Source organism: Companilactobacillus halodurans (assembly GCF_009600995.1).
In the GTDB taxonomy this organism is placed as follows: Bacteria; Bacillota; Bacilli; order Lactobacillales; family Lactobacillaceae; genus Companilactobacillus; species Companilactobacillus halodurans.
The window spans coordinates 1-14,825 of record NZ_VDFO01000007.1; the positions used below are offsets into that span (position 1 = coordinate 1).

Annotated in this window: 14 protein-coding genes; 5 read left to right on the top strand and 9 right to left on the bottom strand. The window is 35.4% G+C overall.

What is annotated here, in order from left to right:
* Positions 1-104 precede the first annotated feature (104 nt).
* Positions 105-1,445 (bottom strand): C40 family peptidase, encoded by a 1,341-nt coding sequence (locus FHL05_RS02550; protein WP_153521951.1) that lies wholly within the window; start codon positions 1,443-1,445, stop codon positions 105-107.
* Between the two features lie 330 nt (positions 1,446-1,775).
* On the opposite strand from FHL05_RS02550, the gene FHL05_RS12795 reads away from it, so the two are divergent.
* Positions 1,776-1,883, top strand: a complete 108-nt coding sequence (locus FHL05_RS12795) for an IS3 family transposase (RefSeq protein ID WP_153386431.1) — start codon at positions 1,776-1,778, stop codon at positions 1,881-1,883.
* 52 nt (positions 1,884-1,935) lie between these two features.
* Here FHL05_RS12795 and FHL05_RS02560 read toward each other — a convergent pair whose 3' ends face one another.
* The 3 genes from FHL05_RS02560 to FHL05_RS02570 are packed head-to-tail and all read right to left on the bottom strand — an operon-like array spanning position 1,936 to position 4,220.
* Positions 1,936-2,946, bottom strand: a complete 1,011-nt coding sequence (locus tag FHL05_RS02560) for an alpha/beta hydrolase (RefSeq protein WP_153521953.1) — start codon at positions 2,944-2,946, stop codon at positions 1,936-1,938.
* A 19-nt stretch (positions 2,947-2,965) separates the two neighbouring features.
* Positions 2,966-3,700, bottom strand: coding sequence for an SDR family oxidoreductase (locus FHL05_RS02565; protein ID WP_153386435.1), 735 nt, complete (start codon positions 3,698-3,700; stop codon positions 2,966-2,968).
* 1 nt (position 3,701) lies between these two features.
* Positions 3,702-4,220 (bottom strand): DapH/DapD/GlmU-related protein, encoded by a 519-nt coding sequence (locus FHL05_RS02570; protein WP_153386437.1) that lies wholly within the window; start codon positions 4,218-4,220, stop codon positions 3,702-3,704.
* A 117-nt stretch (positions 4,221-4,337) separates the two neighbouring features.
* Between FHL05_RS02570 and FHL05_RS02575 the strand changes: the two genes are divergently transcribed.
* From FHL05_RS02575 to FHL05_RS02585, 3 genes are all read left to right on the top strand, one after another.
* On the top strand, positions 4,338-5,222 hold the full coding sequence (locus tag FHL05_RS02575; protein WP_153386439.1) for a LysR family transcriptional regulator: 885 nt from the start codon (positions 4,338-4,340) through the stop codon (positions 5,220-5,222).
* A gap of 128 nt (positions 5,223-5,350) precedes the next feature.
* Entirely contained in the window at positions 5,351-6,748 is a 1,398-nt protein-coding gene (locus FHL05_RS02580) for a hypothetical protein (protein WP_153386441.1), read from the top strand.
* Between the two features lie 451 nt (positions 6,749-7,199).
* Positions 7,200-8,240 (top strand): zinc-binding dehydrogenase, encoded by a 1,041-nt coding sequence (locus FHL05_RS02585; protein ID WP_153386443.1) that lies wholly within the window; start codon positions 7,200-7,202, stop codon positions 8,238-8,240.
* Positions 8,241-8,586: 346 nt separating this feature from the next.
* On the opposite strand, the gene FHL05_RS02590 is transcribed toward FHL05_RS02585, so the two are convergent.
* From FHL05_RS02590 to FHL05_RS02610, 5 genes are all read right to left on the bottom strand, one after another.
* Complete coding sequence (locus FHL05_RS02590; protein WP_153521955.1) at positions 8,587-9,405, bottom strand: alpha/beta hydrolase; 819 nt, start codon at positions 9,403-9,405, stop codon at positions 8,587-8,589.
* Positions 9,406-9,443: 38 nt separating this feature from the next.
* On the bottom strand, positions 9,444-10,745 hold the full coding sequence (locus FHL05_RS02595) for a PTS transporter subunit EIIC (RefSeq protein ID WP_238334024.1): 1,302 nt from the start codon (positions 10,743-10,745) through the stop codon (positions 9,444-9,446).
* Between the two features lie 25 nt (positions 10,746-10,770).
* The gene (locus FHL05_RS02600) at positions 10,771-12,099 is read right to left on the bottom strand and encodes an Nramp family divalent metal transporter (protein WP_153386445.1); all 1,329 of its coding nucleotides are present in this window, start codon (positions 12,097-12,099) and stop codon (positions 10,771-10,773) included.
* Between the two features lie 85 nt (positions 12,100-12,184).
* Positions 12,185-12,412: a hypothetical protein gene (locus FHL05_RS02605; protein ID WP_238334025.1), complete on the bottom strand. Its 228-nt coding sequence runs from the start codon at positions 12,410-12,412 to the stop codon at positions 12,185-12,187.
* A gap of 154 nt (positions 12,413-12,566) precedes the next feature.
* Positions 12,567-13,838, bottom strand: a complete 1,272-nt coding sequence (locus tag FHL05_RS02610; protein WP_153386447.1) for a YhgE/Pip domain-containing protein — start codon at positions 13,836-13,838, stop codon at positions 12,567-12,569.
* Positions 13,839-14,003: 165 nt separating this feature from the next.
* Here FHL05_RS02610 and FHL05_RS02615 point away from each other — a divergent pair, with 165 nt between their 5' ends.
* Positions 14,004-14,555, top strand: a complete 552-nt coding sequence (locus FHL05_RS02615) for a TetR/AcrR family transcriptional regulator (protein ID WP_153386449.1) — start codon at positions 14,004-14,006, stop codon at positions 14,553-14,555.
* Positions 14,556-14,825: the final 270 nt, after the last annotated feature.

Consider the following 14,825-nt stretch of genomic DNA (forward strand, 5'->3'; position numbering starts at 1 on the left):
GTTAAACTACAAAACTCCACGGGAACTATTCACTAGTTTCTGTGGAGTTTAGAAATGTACTTTTCTGGTACTGATATATTTCGTATTTATTTTTGGACAAGTGGCTAACTTGTTCTTGTAATTTTCGGTTTGAAACTGTTAGATATATTGTCGATTTTTACGTTAGTTCCAGGACGTAAAGCATTGAGATATTGATTATTACCAAGATATAACGCTACATGATAACTTGCTCCTGGAGTCCCCCAGAACAATAGATCGCCACGTTTGGCTTGATTGGTCGAAACTCTAGTTCCAGCTGTCTCTTGAGGCACGGTCCATGATCCAATATTTTGCCCGGTAACTTGACGAAAAACATACTGCATCAACCCTGAACAGTCGAATCCATCAGGTCCCTTGCCATTCCACACATAAGGCTTACCCAATTGATTCTTAGCACTTGCTATTACTGCTTCAATGGCTTGAGATTTAGTTTTGCCATTCAACTCGATGGCAGACCGTTTGACGGAAATATCCTGAACATTAGTAGATGGCAACCAGCCACCATTACTTGTTTCATACCAAATGGTACTGCCTTCTTGAACAGTCGAGGCTACTTCAACAATCGTCCCAGCAGAAACCTGGCTCGTCTGTTTAGCAGAGAATTTACTATCGGAGTACACCCCTGAGTTTTTGGTAACTTTAACAGCACCAAAGTTTGGATCCCAATGTTTGGCAGCAGCTTCATTAAATGAAGTGTTCTTTATTTTAGTGAATGCCCCTGAAATCCAGGCGTTGTTTCCAACTTCATACCAAGAATCGCCATTCCAATCAATTACTTTTTGCGAAAAATGCCAGTTAGTACCGTTGGCTAATCTTTGTCCACTGTCGGTTTTATTAGGTCCCAAGCCATTAAAAAGCGTTGTTCCTGAAGCTGGAGCATAGCTTATTTGTGCTGTACCGGTATTTTGAATCGTGATACCGTCAGAAACATCATCGCTACTGATCCAAGTATTGGTTGCTACTTGATACCAAGTTTTGCCATCAAAATTATCCTTGCGATTGTATTTCCAAGCACTGGAACCAGCAAGTCGGTTGCTTGAATCAACATATTTATCAGTTTGATAATTATAAATTAAAGCGCCACTACTTTTAGTCCGAACGATTCCATTAGCAGCGCTCCCCGTTTGTAATTGCACGTCGGAAGCTTTGACAAATTCATTGGTGGCAACTTGGAAGCTAGTGCCGACTTTTGGCAATTCTATTTTTTTATTAGTAAACCATGGAGTGTTGGCAGCTAGAGCTCGATTGGTTATTTTTTTGCCATCTTGATTATACAAAAAGGTCACCTTTGAGGTAGTTACGACCCCATTTATATTATCAGCTGCGTTAACTGTCAATGGATTAAAAATTGTTCCACCAAAAAGACTAGTTCCAAGTAAAAGAGTTGTCAGTATTTTTTTATTCATATGTTCCCCCTACTGAATCATTTGAATTAATAAAAAATATCCTAATCTAAGGACAATTATAAATCTATTTACTATAAAAAACAGTCTTATTTGTTCACTAATAATAATTATATATAAAAAAACAGTCTTTTAAAATGTAAACTGCTTCATAATTGTCAGATGACAACCATAAAAGGATTATCGCAGTATCTTCGAGTTGGTATTAGTATTAGCTTTCTTTTCAAAAAAAGTAACCTACAATTTAGATATTCATTTATCAGATACCGTTTTGCACCGTTAGATGGATGAACTAAATGTTCAAGTAAGTAACAGTCCTAACAGTAAATTGATATGGATACACTCAAGGATTACATTGATTGGTTCAACAATCAATGTGTTTCAAGGAAAACAAAAGGCATAACTCCCCGCGAATATAGAGAGCATGCCTTAATAGATTAAAAATATTCAATTTTGTCTAACTTTTGTGTTGCACTTTAATAATCAAACTTTTTTAACTAAAGATTTTTTTGAAGAAACTTTCAAATTTATCAAATGGAATCAAATCCATTTTGTCATACAAATCAGTATGAGTAGCGCCAGGCACAATAACTAATTCCTTAGGATCCTTCAAGCGATTATATGATTCTTCAGCCATATAACGTGAATGGGCCTTCTCTCCTGTCACGATCAAAGCTGGACGGGGTGAAATAGTTTCGATATGTGCTTGCAAATGGAAATTATAATAACTAAGTGGTGATGTAGCAGTCCATGCGGCAGAAGAATTCACTGAACGAGGGTGGAAAGCCCTACCACGATAATAATTATAGAATTCAGTTGTAACCGAATCAGCATCCTTAGGCAATGTTTCTGGGAGAATAGTGTCAGATTGCATAGGTTTGTCATTTTCATCGAATGGTAATTCATGTAGTCCTCGAGCGGGAACTCCGTTTTCAGCATCTTCCCAACGTTGTTGAGCTAGAGTTTGTTTTTCAATTTCACGTTGCTTCTCAGTCTTAGAATTATTCATACCCATCCACATTGAATCAGACATATCATTCATAACTGATGTAGCAACAGCCTTGATTCGAACATCAATTGAAGCTGCAGTTAAAACGTGACTTCCTAGGCCACAGATACCAACTGCTCCAATTCTATCGCGGTCAACAAATTTTTGAAGACCAATAAAATCAACAGCAGCCGAGAAATCTTCCACAAAGATATCAGGTGAAGCTACATTTCTAACACTGCCGGAACTTTCACCAGTGGTTGATTGATCAAATGCGACTGTTACAAAGCCACGTTCAGCTAAGGTCTGTGCGTATAAACCACTTGATTGCTCTTTAACAGCACCGAAGGGGCCAGAAATTACAATTGCAGGATATTCTTTACTATCGTCAAAATCTAATGGTAAGTATAGGTGTCCTGCAAGGACAAAACCATATCGATTTTTAAAGCGAACATTTTGTACATCTATCTCAGGATTAATCTTAAAAACTCTTGTATCATTGGCTAATTTACTCATAATTAATTTCCTCTCTTATTTAAACATCTTGTCTAATAGGACGGATGATAACTTCATTCACATCCATATTATCTGGTGAACTAATTGCAAAAGCGACTGATTTAGCAATATTTTCAGCCGATAAGCCGATTTCTTTTTCGACATTTATTTCATCTTTTTTGTTCTCAGGGTTATTAATAGAATTATAAAGTTCAGTTGAAACAGAACCTGGAGAAACAATCGTTGTCCGAATATTGTTATTATGCTGTTCCTGACGTAAGCCTTCCATGATTGCTCTGACAGCAAACTTTGAACCATTATAGACAGCTAAATTTGGTACGACCACGTGACCAGCAACTGAATCAGTCGCAATAATATGACCTGACTTTTGTTTGACCATAGTTGGTAGTACTGCAGCAATTCCGTTGAGAACTCCCATAACATTAACGTTTAGAATTTGTTGCCATTCGTCACGAGCTCGATTGATCAAAGCGTTAACTGGCATTACCCCAGCGTTATTATATAAAACGTCAATATGACCAAATTTTTCATTAGCAGTATCGATCAATGCTTGAACTTCATCGAAATTAGTAACGTCGACTTTTTGAGTAATGATCTGTTCATTTGGAAATTCATTTTTTAAATCATTTAGCCGATCCAATCTTCTAGCGCCAATAACTAACTTGGCATGATTTTTAGCTAATTCTCTAGTTGTAGCGGCACCAATACCACTTGAGGCACCAGTTATTACGACAACTTTATTTTCTATACCCATCTTATGATCTCCTACTTTCTTTATTATTGATTATTTTTGCTGGATTACCAGTAACTTCAGAATTTTTGGGAACACTTGTGACCACGACCGAACCAGCATCAATAATTGAGTTCTCACCAATCGTGACACCAGGTAAGACAGTTACTTGACCACCGATATTGGCACTTTGTTTAATTCTGATCGGCTTTTTTATCAAATTCTCTTTAGAATAATTAGTGGTTATTAAGGTTGTGTTAGGACCAATAATAACGTCATCGTCGATTTGTATACCACCAATATCGACCATTGTGACGTTACTGTTGATAAAAACGTGTTGTTTGATCTGAATGTTCCTTCCATAATCGGTGTAGAAAGGTAATCTGATTTCATTATTGGGATTCAATTCATATCCAAATATCTCACTCAATAATTGATTTATTTCTTGAGAACAAAAATGACCGGTGTTTAGACGTTGCATTAAACGTTGATTTTGTTCCACTAGACGTTTATCAATATTGAATAAATCACTTTGACATGTCATCGTTATATTCCCTCCCTTTCCATCGAATGACTATAGTATAAAATCATTTGCTAACTATGTGAAATACTTCTAAAATATAGACAAGCATAATCAAAAACTATGGAAGCGGGTGTGACCTTGGAATTGAGAATTTTACGTTACTTTTTAGCCGTATCGCAGGAAAAAAATATTACGAAGGCAGCGGAGAAACTACTAGTATCACAGCCTACTTTATCAAAACAGTTATCTGACTTTGAAAAAGAATTAGGGACTAAGCTTTTCGTTCGTGGTCACCGTCAGATAACTTTGACCTCGCAAGGTGCCTATCTCCGTTCAAAAGCTGAGGAAATAGTTTCCTTGGCTGACAAGACAGCTTTAAACATTCAGACTAATCAAGTTATCAGTGGCGATTTGACTATTGGTGCCGGTGAAAGCATTGGTATGAAAAGAATTATTGATCTAATGGGCAATATTAATCAAGATTACCCTGACGTTAAGATTCATTTAATCAGTGGTACTGCTGATGAAATGGAAACAATGCTTAATAATGGTTCAACTGATTTTGCCGTATTTATGGGCGAACGAAATCTGAATGACTATAATTATTTGCAGCTACCAGAAACTGACCGCTGGGGTGTGATCATGCGTAAAGATTCATCCCTAGCTGATAAAACAGCAATTTCGCCAACTGATTTATTAGAGAAGCCGCTTTTGATTTCTTCACAAGAGATTTCTAGGAGCCGTTTTAAAAATTGGTGGGGAAACTTAGGTTCACAGATGAATATCATAGGTACCTTCACTTTGGTTTTCAATGCCGAATTCTTGGTGGAAAATGGAACTGCTTATATGCTGAGTTTTGACAATTTAATTAATAGAACTAACCAAACTGAGTTAACTTTTCGTCCACTTGATCCACCGATGATTGAACCAATCACGATTGTTTGGAAGAAAAACACCGTCCTCTCAAAAGTTGATCAATTATTTATTAAGCGGTTACAAGCCTCGTTACATAATAATGACTAGCCAATGAAATTTTTGAAGTTGACTTTACCTATAAACTAACGGTTGACTCTTGAACAACTTTTCGGAGATTCACAATACCTGTTTTGACGCCTATACTTAAAGTAACTCATTTAAACAGAGGTATATTCATGTCAATCAAGAACAGGCTTTATCGTGATTTCATCTTGTTGTTAGTCGTCTTACAAATGTTAGAGATAATTCTGCCCATACATTTAACACTGTTGGTGGCTATCATCTCAGTACCAATCTTTATTCTCGGACTCAGCCGTTTGAGTCATTCATTCAAAATTGCTACTAGTATCTTCTTAGTTATGGGAATCATCTTATTATTGACCAGCAAACTTTCGTTAAATAGCTTTGCTAATTCAGTGACATCGATGATTGATATCGTAGTCTTGTTAGTAATCATGCAGTTATTTATGGTACCTGTGACGATGGGAAATTATCAGACAGCCGTCGAAGACTTTATGAAAAAGAAATTACATACACCAAAAGCCATTTATATATTTGTTATGGCTGTTACCCATCTATTATCCAGTATCTTATCGATGGGAACAGTTCCAATCGTCATCTCAGTTTTAGGTGACAGCATCAAGCAACGTGTCAATGATTACCAACAGTTTTCAGGAAAAGCTATCACCAGAGCTTTTACGCTTGGAACTCTCTGGGCTCCTGGCGCAGCTACGATCTTTTTGATCAGTACCGTGACTAAAGTTAAATGGAATGTACTATTTTTACCATGTATTATTTTAGGAATACTAGGTCTGTTCTTAGCCTATTTTTTGGAATCGAGACAAGATTTCTTTAAGAAGCCTCAAAGAACAAATAATTCTGAACAAGCATTTGAACAATCAAGTAAAGGACAATCATTGATCCCCGTTTTGGTTGCCATTGCAGGCTTATTGATTCTAAGCTTTATCTTCATGCATTTTAATATTGGAAGTTCCATGAATTCAGTTACTCTTGCCGGAATCATCACCATTGGAGTTTGGATTGTTTTGTTGTTGTTACCTAAAAACAGCCGTCAAGAACATTCTCAGTCATTGAACGTCGCTGTCAAAGAGTATTTAAATAATGGCGTCTTTAGTGGTGCCTCATTAGCACCATTCTTCATTGGTATTGGGACCTTTACTTACGGTTTTGAACACTCTGTCGTCAGTGCCATGTTGATCCAATTCCTCAAACCGATTTTTTCTCAGCTAGGTTGGGCTCTAGTTGTTTTGATTCCATTGATTGTAGTCTTATCATCATTAGTTGGGATTCATCCCTTAGCATCAGTTGCTCTGATTGGAAAAATTGTTATGTCCGCTCACCTTGTCTTATCCCCATTACTCATCGCTTTGAGTTTAAACATTGGAAGTGTGATAGCATACATGGTTTCGCCATTTGCCGGAATCATAATAATTGTGGCTTCATTATTGGAAGTCAAACCAACGACCATTTCCTTACGTTGGAACTGGCTGTTTTGTCTTTTGTTTGCGGCAGTCGGATTAACATTTTCAGTTTTGTTTAGCTTTATATATTGAGTACTTCAAAATTAATTTTATGATGATCATCCATAATTAGGTGCGTATCAAAAAAAAGAACAACTGCTAGTCAGTTGTTCTTTTTTGTCTAACTTATTAAAAAAACAGTTAAAATCATTTGAACTAGGATGTTGTACCTTATCTTTGGAGGAGACCGACCAGAGTCTATGGTTCTTATCAGTTACAACACAATTATTATAAACAGCCTTCGCATGACCTTAAAAGTTATCGATTGAAAGGTTTGCACTACTTACTATCAAGCCTACCCAAGATATAAGGCTAAGCATTATATCTCCTTTTTACTATGAGAGTTCTGTTAAATCAATTATTATATTATATGGATATAAATTGTAAAACTAGATTATAAAATATATAATTGTCTTGTATAAAATATATAAAAAAGGATAATTTCCAATTTTAGTTCCTCATTGGGAATAGAAGGTTATTGTTTATGAAAACTGCGATTTTTGAAAAACCCGGATTAGTGGACACCGAGGATGTTGAAAAGCCTACTATTCAAGCTGACGATGATGCAATTATCAAAATTGTCCGCACTTGTGTTTGTGGCTCTGATCTTTGGGCATACGCTCAAGGAGATCGTAAGGAGAAACATTCGATTAACGACGGTCATGAAGCACTGGGTATTGTGGAAGAGATTGGCTCAGCTATCAATACGGTCAAACCTGGTGATTTCGTGATTGTTCCATTCACCCATGGTTGTGGTGACTGTGCATCCTGTCGAGCAGGATTTGACGGAACTTGTGATCGTCACCAAGGAGGTAGTAATTGGTCGAACGGATTTCAAGCTGAATATGTCCGTTTCCGATACGCTAATTGGGCTTTGATCAAGATTCCAGGACAACCAGAGGATTATACTGAAGGCATGCTAAAGTCACTCTTAACTCTTGCCGATGTTATGCCAACAGGTTATCACGCAGCACGTTGTGCCAATGTACAGCCAGGAGACAAAGTTGTTGTTATTGGTGATGGAGCTGTCGGACAATGTGCTGTCATTTCTGCTAAAATGCGTGGAGCTTCGCAAATCGTTTTGATGAGTCGTCATGAAGACCGTCAACAGATGGCTCTACAATCTGGTGCTACTGCTATTGTCGCTGAACGTGGCGAAGAAGGAATTAAAAAGGTACGTGAAATCCTTGGTGGCGGTGCCGACGCAGCACTTGAGTGTGTAGGAATGAAGACGGCCTTTGAACAAGCTCTTGGTGTTCTACATAATGGTGGTCGCATTGGCTTCGTTGGTGTTCCCCACTATGACGATCATGCAATCGGTTCAACCTTTGCACAAAATATCGCCATTGCCGGTGGTTCAGCTTCAGTAACGACTTATGACAAACAATTCTTACTTAAAGATGTGTTGGAAGGTAACATTAATCCTGGTCGTGTCTTTACTCAAACTTATTCTTTAGATGACATTAACCAAGGTTATCAGGATATGCAAGCTCGTAAGACAATCAAAGCAATGATTCAACCATAATAGATGATTTATTAAATATGAAAAAGTGAGATGAAATTCCAATTATTTGGATTTTCATCTCATTTTTCTACTATTTCCATAATTTCCCTCACTTTCAATCCATACATCTCGTATGTTAGGACTAAGATAGTATATATCTAAAGAGTTTGTTTTAAAAAATTTGAACGTTTAATTAGTTTTACCAAATGAAAATCAAGAAGAAGACTTATATAATGTTATTAATCAGGATAGGAAAGAATTATCTAATTTGAAAAGTTACGCTCATTCATTTACTTACCTCCTTGCGAAATAACGTAAATCATATAATATACGAATTATTTCAGAATATAAATTAAGATAACTAATCTTAGGTTGTTTCAATATATTGTTCAATGGCCATTATTATTTGTCGGTTCTGTGGTAAATCAGAATGTTCCGCCCCAACACCTGAAACAGTTATTTGCGTATAATGTTTAACTTGCTTTTGGTAAATATAACGACCTGACAATACACTGTACAAAGGAACTAACCCGTCATTACTATAACTTTGAGTGCCAGCTAAAGAATACATATCAATTGATTTTGGAATGTATTTTTTGTTTGTAACCAAGTTTTCTAATAATTCAGTCTCACTTCTAACAGAAGAATCGTTCAAATTATACGGTGCAGCAATAGTCATAACCTTTTTTACAGTTAGGTAATGACTAGTCAAATTATGTTCCAGTGCATATGTGATAACCAGCCCACCATTTGAATGCCCAATTAGTGAAACCTTTCGAAATTCATATTGTTGTGATAAACATTTTAAAGCGTATTTTAACCAGTTAGCCTGCTCCTTTATATTTTTAAAACCATCTTTATTGTCTTCAAAAGCAATCACAATATAAGGTTGTTTATCACCTTTTTTTATTGTCCCACTATAGGAAATCGTATAATTTTTATTCACTAACACTCTTAACGAAGAATGAGGTATTTCTTCCCTTTTATTAATGTCTCTTATAAGAGAATCAAATCTATATTGCGTGGCATCACTACCTGGAACCAAAACTATGGGTTCAGTAACTGAGTTGCGTTGAATCTTCAAATTTGAAATATTCTGTTTAGTCCATTTATCAGATAACAAAATTAAAGTCATAAAGAAACATAGTAGACCTAATGAAACAATAATTTTTTTTAAGATTCGCAAATTAATCACCCCATCTATGATTCTCTAGACACACAAATTCAAAATTTATCTTTTAAAGGAGGACTAATTTTTGCATGCTCTAGATTAATTAGTTTCATCTCTGCTTTAACAAACGGTAGATATATCAAGCAAGAAACTATTAAGCAAAAAAGTCCTAATAGTAGGGTCAAAATGTTGCCCCCAGTGGCAATAAAACCCATCAGCGGTCCTGGCGTACCATTAGGCACTGGATAAACTGGTGTTGGGATAATATTATACTTTAAAAACGGATAGACAATGATCGTCGTTACTAAAGGACTCATTATAAAAGGAATTAGATAAATAGGCATATACATTATTGGAAATCCAACCATCACTGGTTCTGAGAAATTAAAAAACGTAGGTATGAACGACCAAGTTAATAACCTTCTCAAATGTTTATTTTCCCCTATGATGAGTACGACAATTACCAATGCTAGTAACATGCCATCACCACCCAAATGTACAAAACAAGAATATAACGTCGAGTAAGCGGTCGGATAAACTGCAGCTACAGGATGTGAAAATTTCAAAGCATGATTTAAATTTACCAATTGCGCTCGGGTACTAAAATCAAAAATAGAGTCTGTACTAATACCCATAAACTTACTGATACTTCTCAGAAAAATTATTAGTAACATTGGTATCAAACTGTAGTGATTATCAGTTAGATTTGTCTGAATTATGCTCTGAATGCGAACGTTTATTCCATTTGAGTAAATTTCAAAGTTTAATATTTTTAGAACTAAAATACCAAAGATGATACATAGAATAGGCCTAATGTTTGCCAATGTCGAAATTAACGAATTTTGATAATCATTATTATCCCTATTTACTTCGACTCTAAAAAAATCGAAACATTTACTAACTCCTAGTCCCGTTAGCAAGGCAAAAGTCACACCATGGATTATAAAAATTAATTCGTTACTTTGACCCAACTTAATGCTCAAAATAATAAAAGAAAATGCAGTCATTGCACCACAAGTTATATTATTATCTAGAGATTTAGCTACATTTCTTGAGAACTGGACAGCAATTATTGTATTGGCAAAAACTTGCAATAACTTAACTAATACAGTCAGTTGATTTATTAAAACAACATTACTTGCAACAAAGTGTTCTAAGTGAAATGTAACTACAAAAAATCCATTGTCAGTCATTAATGTTTGCAAGATTGTCTCAAGAAATCCATTAACAACAATTATCGGGAAAGCAACTATTAATGCGTTTTGCAAATAATTAAAACATTTTAAAGTACTGATTCTGTAAAGCCAACCAATTATGGGCCGATTATTATATTTTTTCATTGATTGTTTCACCATTTAGAATTACTTCCCATGTCAAATGTCAAAAAATCTGAATAATTAAATATATATTTAATAGGATTAAGATACTTGTTACCGTCCACGCAGAAATTTTCATCCAAGTGGGATTGACAAATCTATTACCCATTAACTCTCTACTATTAGTTAATTTGACAAGTGGAATAACGGCGAAAGGAAGTGCAATACTCAGAAAGACTTGGGAAAATGTCAATAGTGATTCAAGCTTAGCTTCATTTCCATGATAGTAAATGGCAAACGCCAATACTGGTGTTACTGATAGTAAGCGTGTTATTAACCTTTGTGCCCATAAAGGCATCTTTAATCTAATAAATCCCTCCATGATAACCTGTCCTGCCAAAGTTCCAGTAATTGTTGAACTTTGACCTGACGATAATAGAGCAACCGCAAACAACATACTTAAAAATGGGCTAGCTATTGAGCCAACAATTTGTTTGTTGCTCAGTGCATTAAATAGATCAACAAAATGCCCTAGATTACTGTCTTTACCATAGAAAAGTGCAGCACCCAAAATTAATAATAAACAGTTTACAATAAATGCAATTATTAATTGATTATTTGAGTCGATAGTACTAAATTTCAATGCTTTTGCTATTTCGTTATCATTTTTCCGATCAACCTTTCGAGTTTGTGAAATGGAAGACCCTAAATATAAATCATGAGGCATAACCGTTGCACCTACGATTCCTAATGACAGATACAACATGGAATGATTTTGTAAAATTCTCATTTGTGGAACTAAGCCTGTCAATATACCTAAAGGATCTGGTTTTGAAAGAAAAACTTCATATATAAAGACTAATAATATTACTAATACAAGTGTGGCAACTATTGCTTCAATCTTCCGAAAACCAAGCTTCATTAGAATTAAAAGTAGTAAAACGTCTGTCGCAGTTATTAAAATACCGACAACTAATGGAATTCTAAATAACAACTCTAATGCTATTCCTGATCCGATTATTTCCGCAACATCAGTGGCCATAATAGCCAGCTCAGCAATAATCCACAAAATGATTCCAACTGACTTAGATGTTTTCTCTCGTGTAAGCTGCGCCAAGTCCTTGCCAGTGACAATTCCAAGTTTTGCAGACATTACTTGCAGTAACATGGCAATTAAACTTGACAATAATATTACAGACAATAATGCATATTTATATTTCGCCCCTCCGGCAATGGACGTGATCCAATTACCGGGGTCCATGTATCCGACCGCAATCAACGTACCTGGACCCGTATATGCAGCCATTGTCTTCCAAAAACCTGCGTTTTTTGGGACATCTATGCTACCATTTATTTCATCTAAGCTTTTATTTTCCTTATTTACGAATTTCATATCTATGTCCTCTTTTCTTTGTACAGAAATTTGACTTTTCGAATAGAAATCCCTCAAGTTAAATATTTGTCGAGCGTTCAACAAATTAATGAAAATGTTTCGGTATCTTTACATATTGTCGATAGTAATGACGTTTATTAGGCTCTACAATATTAACGGGTGGGTAGTGACGATAAAATGTTTTTCTATCTACCCCTGACGTTAAGCAAGGCTTTGTAACGATAATGCCTTCGAGCTTTTGTCCATCCTCAATGAAATCAAATAAATGATTTACCAATTTAGCATCAGTTAGTTGATGTTGTTCTAGTGACATTTATTTTATCCTCTTTCATAAAAAACCTTGAAGATAAATTATCATTTGTTGAATTAAATAGTGGCAAACCAGGGATATGTTTGGTTTAACCACTATTCATGTCTTAAATTCGTTTTTACTAAGCTCAGAATTTTAAAAAAGGTGTAAATAAATTTTATGCTATGTCTTCTTTCCGTTTCTTAATGAGAGTAGATGCATACATGGCAATGATTGAAGCTATTCCAATGTACAACAAGCTCAACATTGAAGAACCAGTGATTGATGCATCTGTAATATACATCTGGTTAAGAATAAGATCGTAGGCAAATCGAATTGGAGTAATATCATAAACGTAATTATGATATAAGGGACTCAGCATTTGCGGAATGAAAGTAATGACTGCCATTGAACCTATCCAGATAATAAGCAATAGTGGCCATCCTTTTAGTCCAAGCAAATCGAGTACAGCTGACTGCAGTAGATAGAAAACAAATGATATACCACCAATCAGCAATAGAAATTGTTTTGGATCATGGATGGGAACGGAGTAGCAAACTTTTGTGAAGAAGTAAACTGATACAGCAATCGCAGCAACAATTGCTACGCCTGAAATTAATTGACTTGTGACACTAGTTAATGAAAGGCGACCATCACTACGTTTCTTTTCATTCTTACTATGGTCTCGCCAGTTCAATAAACTAGCAATAAGACTACCGAGCCAACAGAAGATGGTTACTAAGAATGGTGCCATACCATTTATTTCTTTGGTTGAAACTTTATTACGTTTTATAAGTGTTGCGTGAATTGGTGTTTGCAATTTAGACCAGTCTTGTGGAGAGAGCGTTAGCCCTGATTTATTTGCAACAGTTATATATTTGTTAGAAATCTTCTGATTTAGACGGTCAGTCATCTTTGGAAGTGCAGTAGTCAAAATGTTTGCAACTGTAACGTTACTTCCTTGACTGACGTATAAAGATACTTTTGCTTGTTTGGGAGTTTTCATGGTTAATGAATTTGCTAAGACTTTTTGTTGTTGGAATGGTGCCGTCTTAGCAGCCATTGGTGTTTTAACTTCCAGTGCGTCTAGTTTCTGAGTTATGATTTTACCTTTCAAATAGTCTGTTTGTTGATTGATATCTTTAGTAAATCCTGAATGAATGACAACGGCCCCGTAGTATTTTCCGGATGCAAAACCTTTAGTGAGTTCATTCGTGTGGTTTACATTGACCCATTTGATTTCAGAATTTTTCTTATAACTCTCTTTTTGTAATTTCTTAACAACATTATTAGCATCTTTTCCTTTATCGTTTACTACTAAAGCTAATGGTAAATGACGAACCTTAACTGTGCTTCTAGCTCCAACTTGCGCGAAGGCAAATAATCCAATTAATATAGCAGCGACTAACATGCAGATCCAGATGCTTTTTCTCTTAAATACACTGAACATTTTCACTGCCTCCTTTTTTTATTCTAGGGGTAGTTTATATTAATTTTTAAATTAAAAACATGGCCAAATTAATATGATTTGGGTCTTAATGCTACAGATAGCAGCAATATGTGTCATAAGGTTACAGAATTGACAAAATTGGTAATTGGTAATGGAGGAATCGATATGACAGATTTTAGAATGAAAAAAACTGACGATGTTATCAGAAAATCATTTGTTGACCTAGTAATAGAGAATGGGTTTGACAACGTTACTGTTAGTGATATTGCACTCAGATCTATGATCAGTCGTAAAACGTTCTATTTGCATTATGAGGACAAATTTGCATTGACAGATGCAATATTACAAGATATTCTTACGTGGCTTGATGAGACCTTGAAAAAAAAGCTATTACTCATAAATCAGGGAATTGTCTTAAATAACTCAATTAGTATACTAGAACCGGAACTTAGACAATTAATGAAGTGTTGGAGCAGACCAATAAAAGCGATAATGACAATTCCGCAAGCTAAAATGCAACTAATGGATGGTCTTAAAGATATTTTAGCTAATCATTTACAAGTAGGTCTCAAACATCCAGAATCAGATTTGGAATTAAATGTTATTGGTGGCATGATGTTAGGGATGATAAGATATTACTTGCAGACAAATGACTTTCCATCAAGCAAAGAAATCCAGCAATTATCAGACACTCTTAATTTGATATTTGTTACGTAGTATAGGTCAGTCACATCTTTTTCGAATATAAGCCGCAAATAACGCTTTAGAAGCCGGTATATATATTAAATCTATAGTCTAATCTATTCATGGAATCTAAAACACAGAAAAATCAGGACCAGAATTGTAATTTTTACAATCTTGGTCCTGATTTTTTTGGCTCTTTGTCAACAGCTGTTGATGAGGAATTTCCTTTTATTTTACATAAAAAACCAGAAATTAGGTGTTGATGGAATTCTCCATCAACACCTAATATTGTAGAGCCGTAAT

Excerpts from the sequence above, each read along its gene's own strand:
- FHL05_RS02550 (WP_153521951.1), bottom strand. The coding sequence starts at position 1,445 with ATGAATAAAAAAATACTGACAACTCTTTTACTTGGAACTAGTCTTTTT.
- FHL05_RS02605 (WP_238334025.1), bottom strand. The coding sequence starts at position 12,412 with ATGTCACTAGAACAACATCAACTAACTGATGCTAAATTGGTAAATCAT.
- FHL05_RS02610 (WP_153386447.1), bottom strand. The coding sequence starts at position 13,838 with ATGTTCAGTGTATTTAAGAGAAAAAGCATCTGGATCTGCATGTTAGTC.
- FHL05_RS02570 (WP_153386437.1), bottom strand. The coding sequence starts at position 4,220 with ATGACATGTCAAAGTGATTTATTCAATATTGATAAACGTCTAGTGGAA.
- FHL05_RS02595 (WP_238334024.1), bottom strand. The coding sequence starts at position 10,745 with ATGGTGAAACAATCAATGAAAAAATATAATAATCGGCCCATAATTGGT.
- FHL05_RS02565 (WP_153386435.1), bottom strand. The coding sequence starts at position 3,700 with ATGGGTATAGAAAATAAAGTTGTCGTAATAACTGGTGCCTCAAGTGGT.
- FHL05_RS02615 (WP_153386449.1), top strand. The coding sequence starts at position 14,004 with ATGACAGATTTTAGAATGAAAAAAACTGACGATGTTATCAGAAAATCA.
- FHL05_RS02560 (WP_153521953.1), bottom strand. The coding sequence starts at position 2,946 with ATGAGTAAATTAGCCAATGATACAAGAGTTTTTAAGATTAATCCTGAG.
- FHL05_RS02585 (WP_153386443.1), top strand. The coding sequence starts at position 7,200 with ATGAAAACTGCGATTTTTGAAAAACCCGGATTAGTGGACACCGAGGAT.
- FHL05_RS02600 (WP_153386445.1), bottom strand. The coding sequence starts at position 12,099 with ATGAAATTCGTAAATAAGGAAAATAAAAGCTTAGATGAAATAAATGGT.
- FHL05_RS12795 (WP_153386431.1), top strand. The coding sequence starts at position 1,776 with ATGGATACACTCAAGGATTACATTGATTGGTTCAACAATCAATGTGTT.
- FHL05_RS02580 (WP_153386441.1), top strand. The coding sequence starts at position 5,351 with ATGTCAATCAAGAACAGGCTTTATCGTGATTTCATCTTGTTGTTAGTC.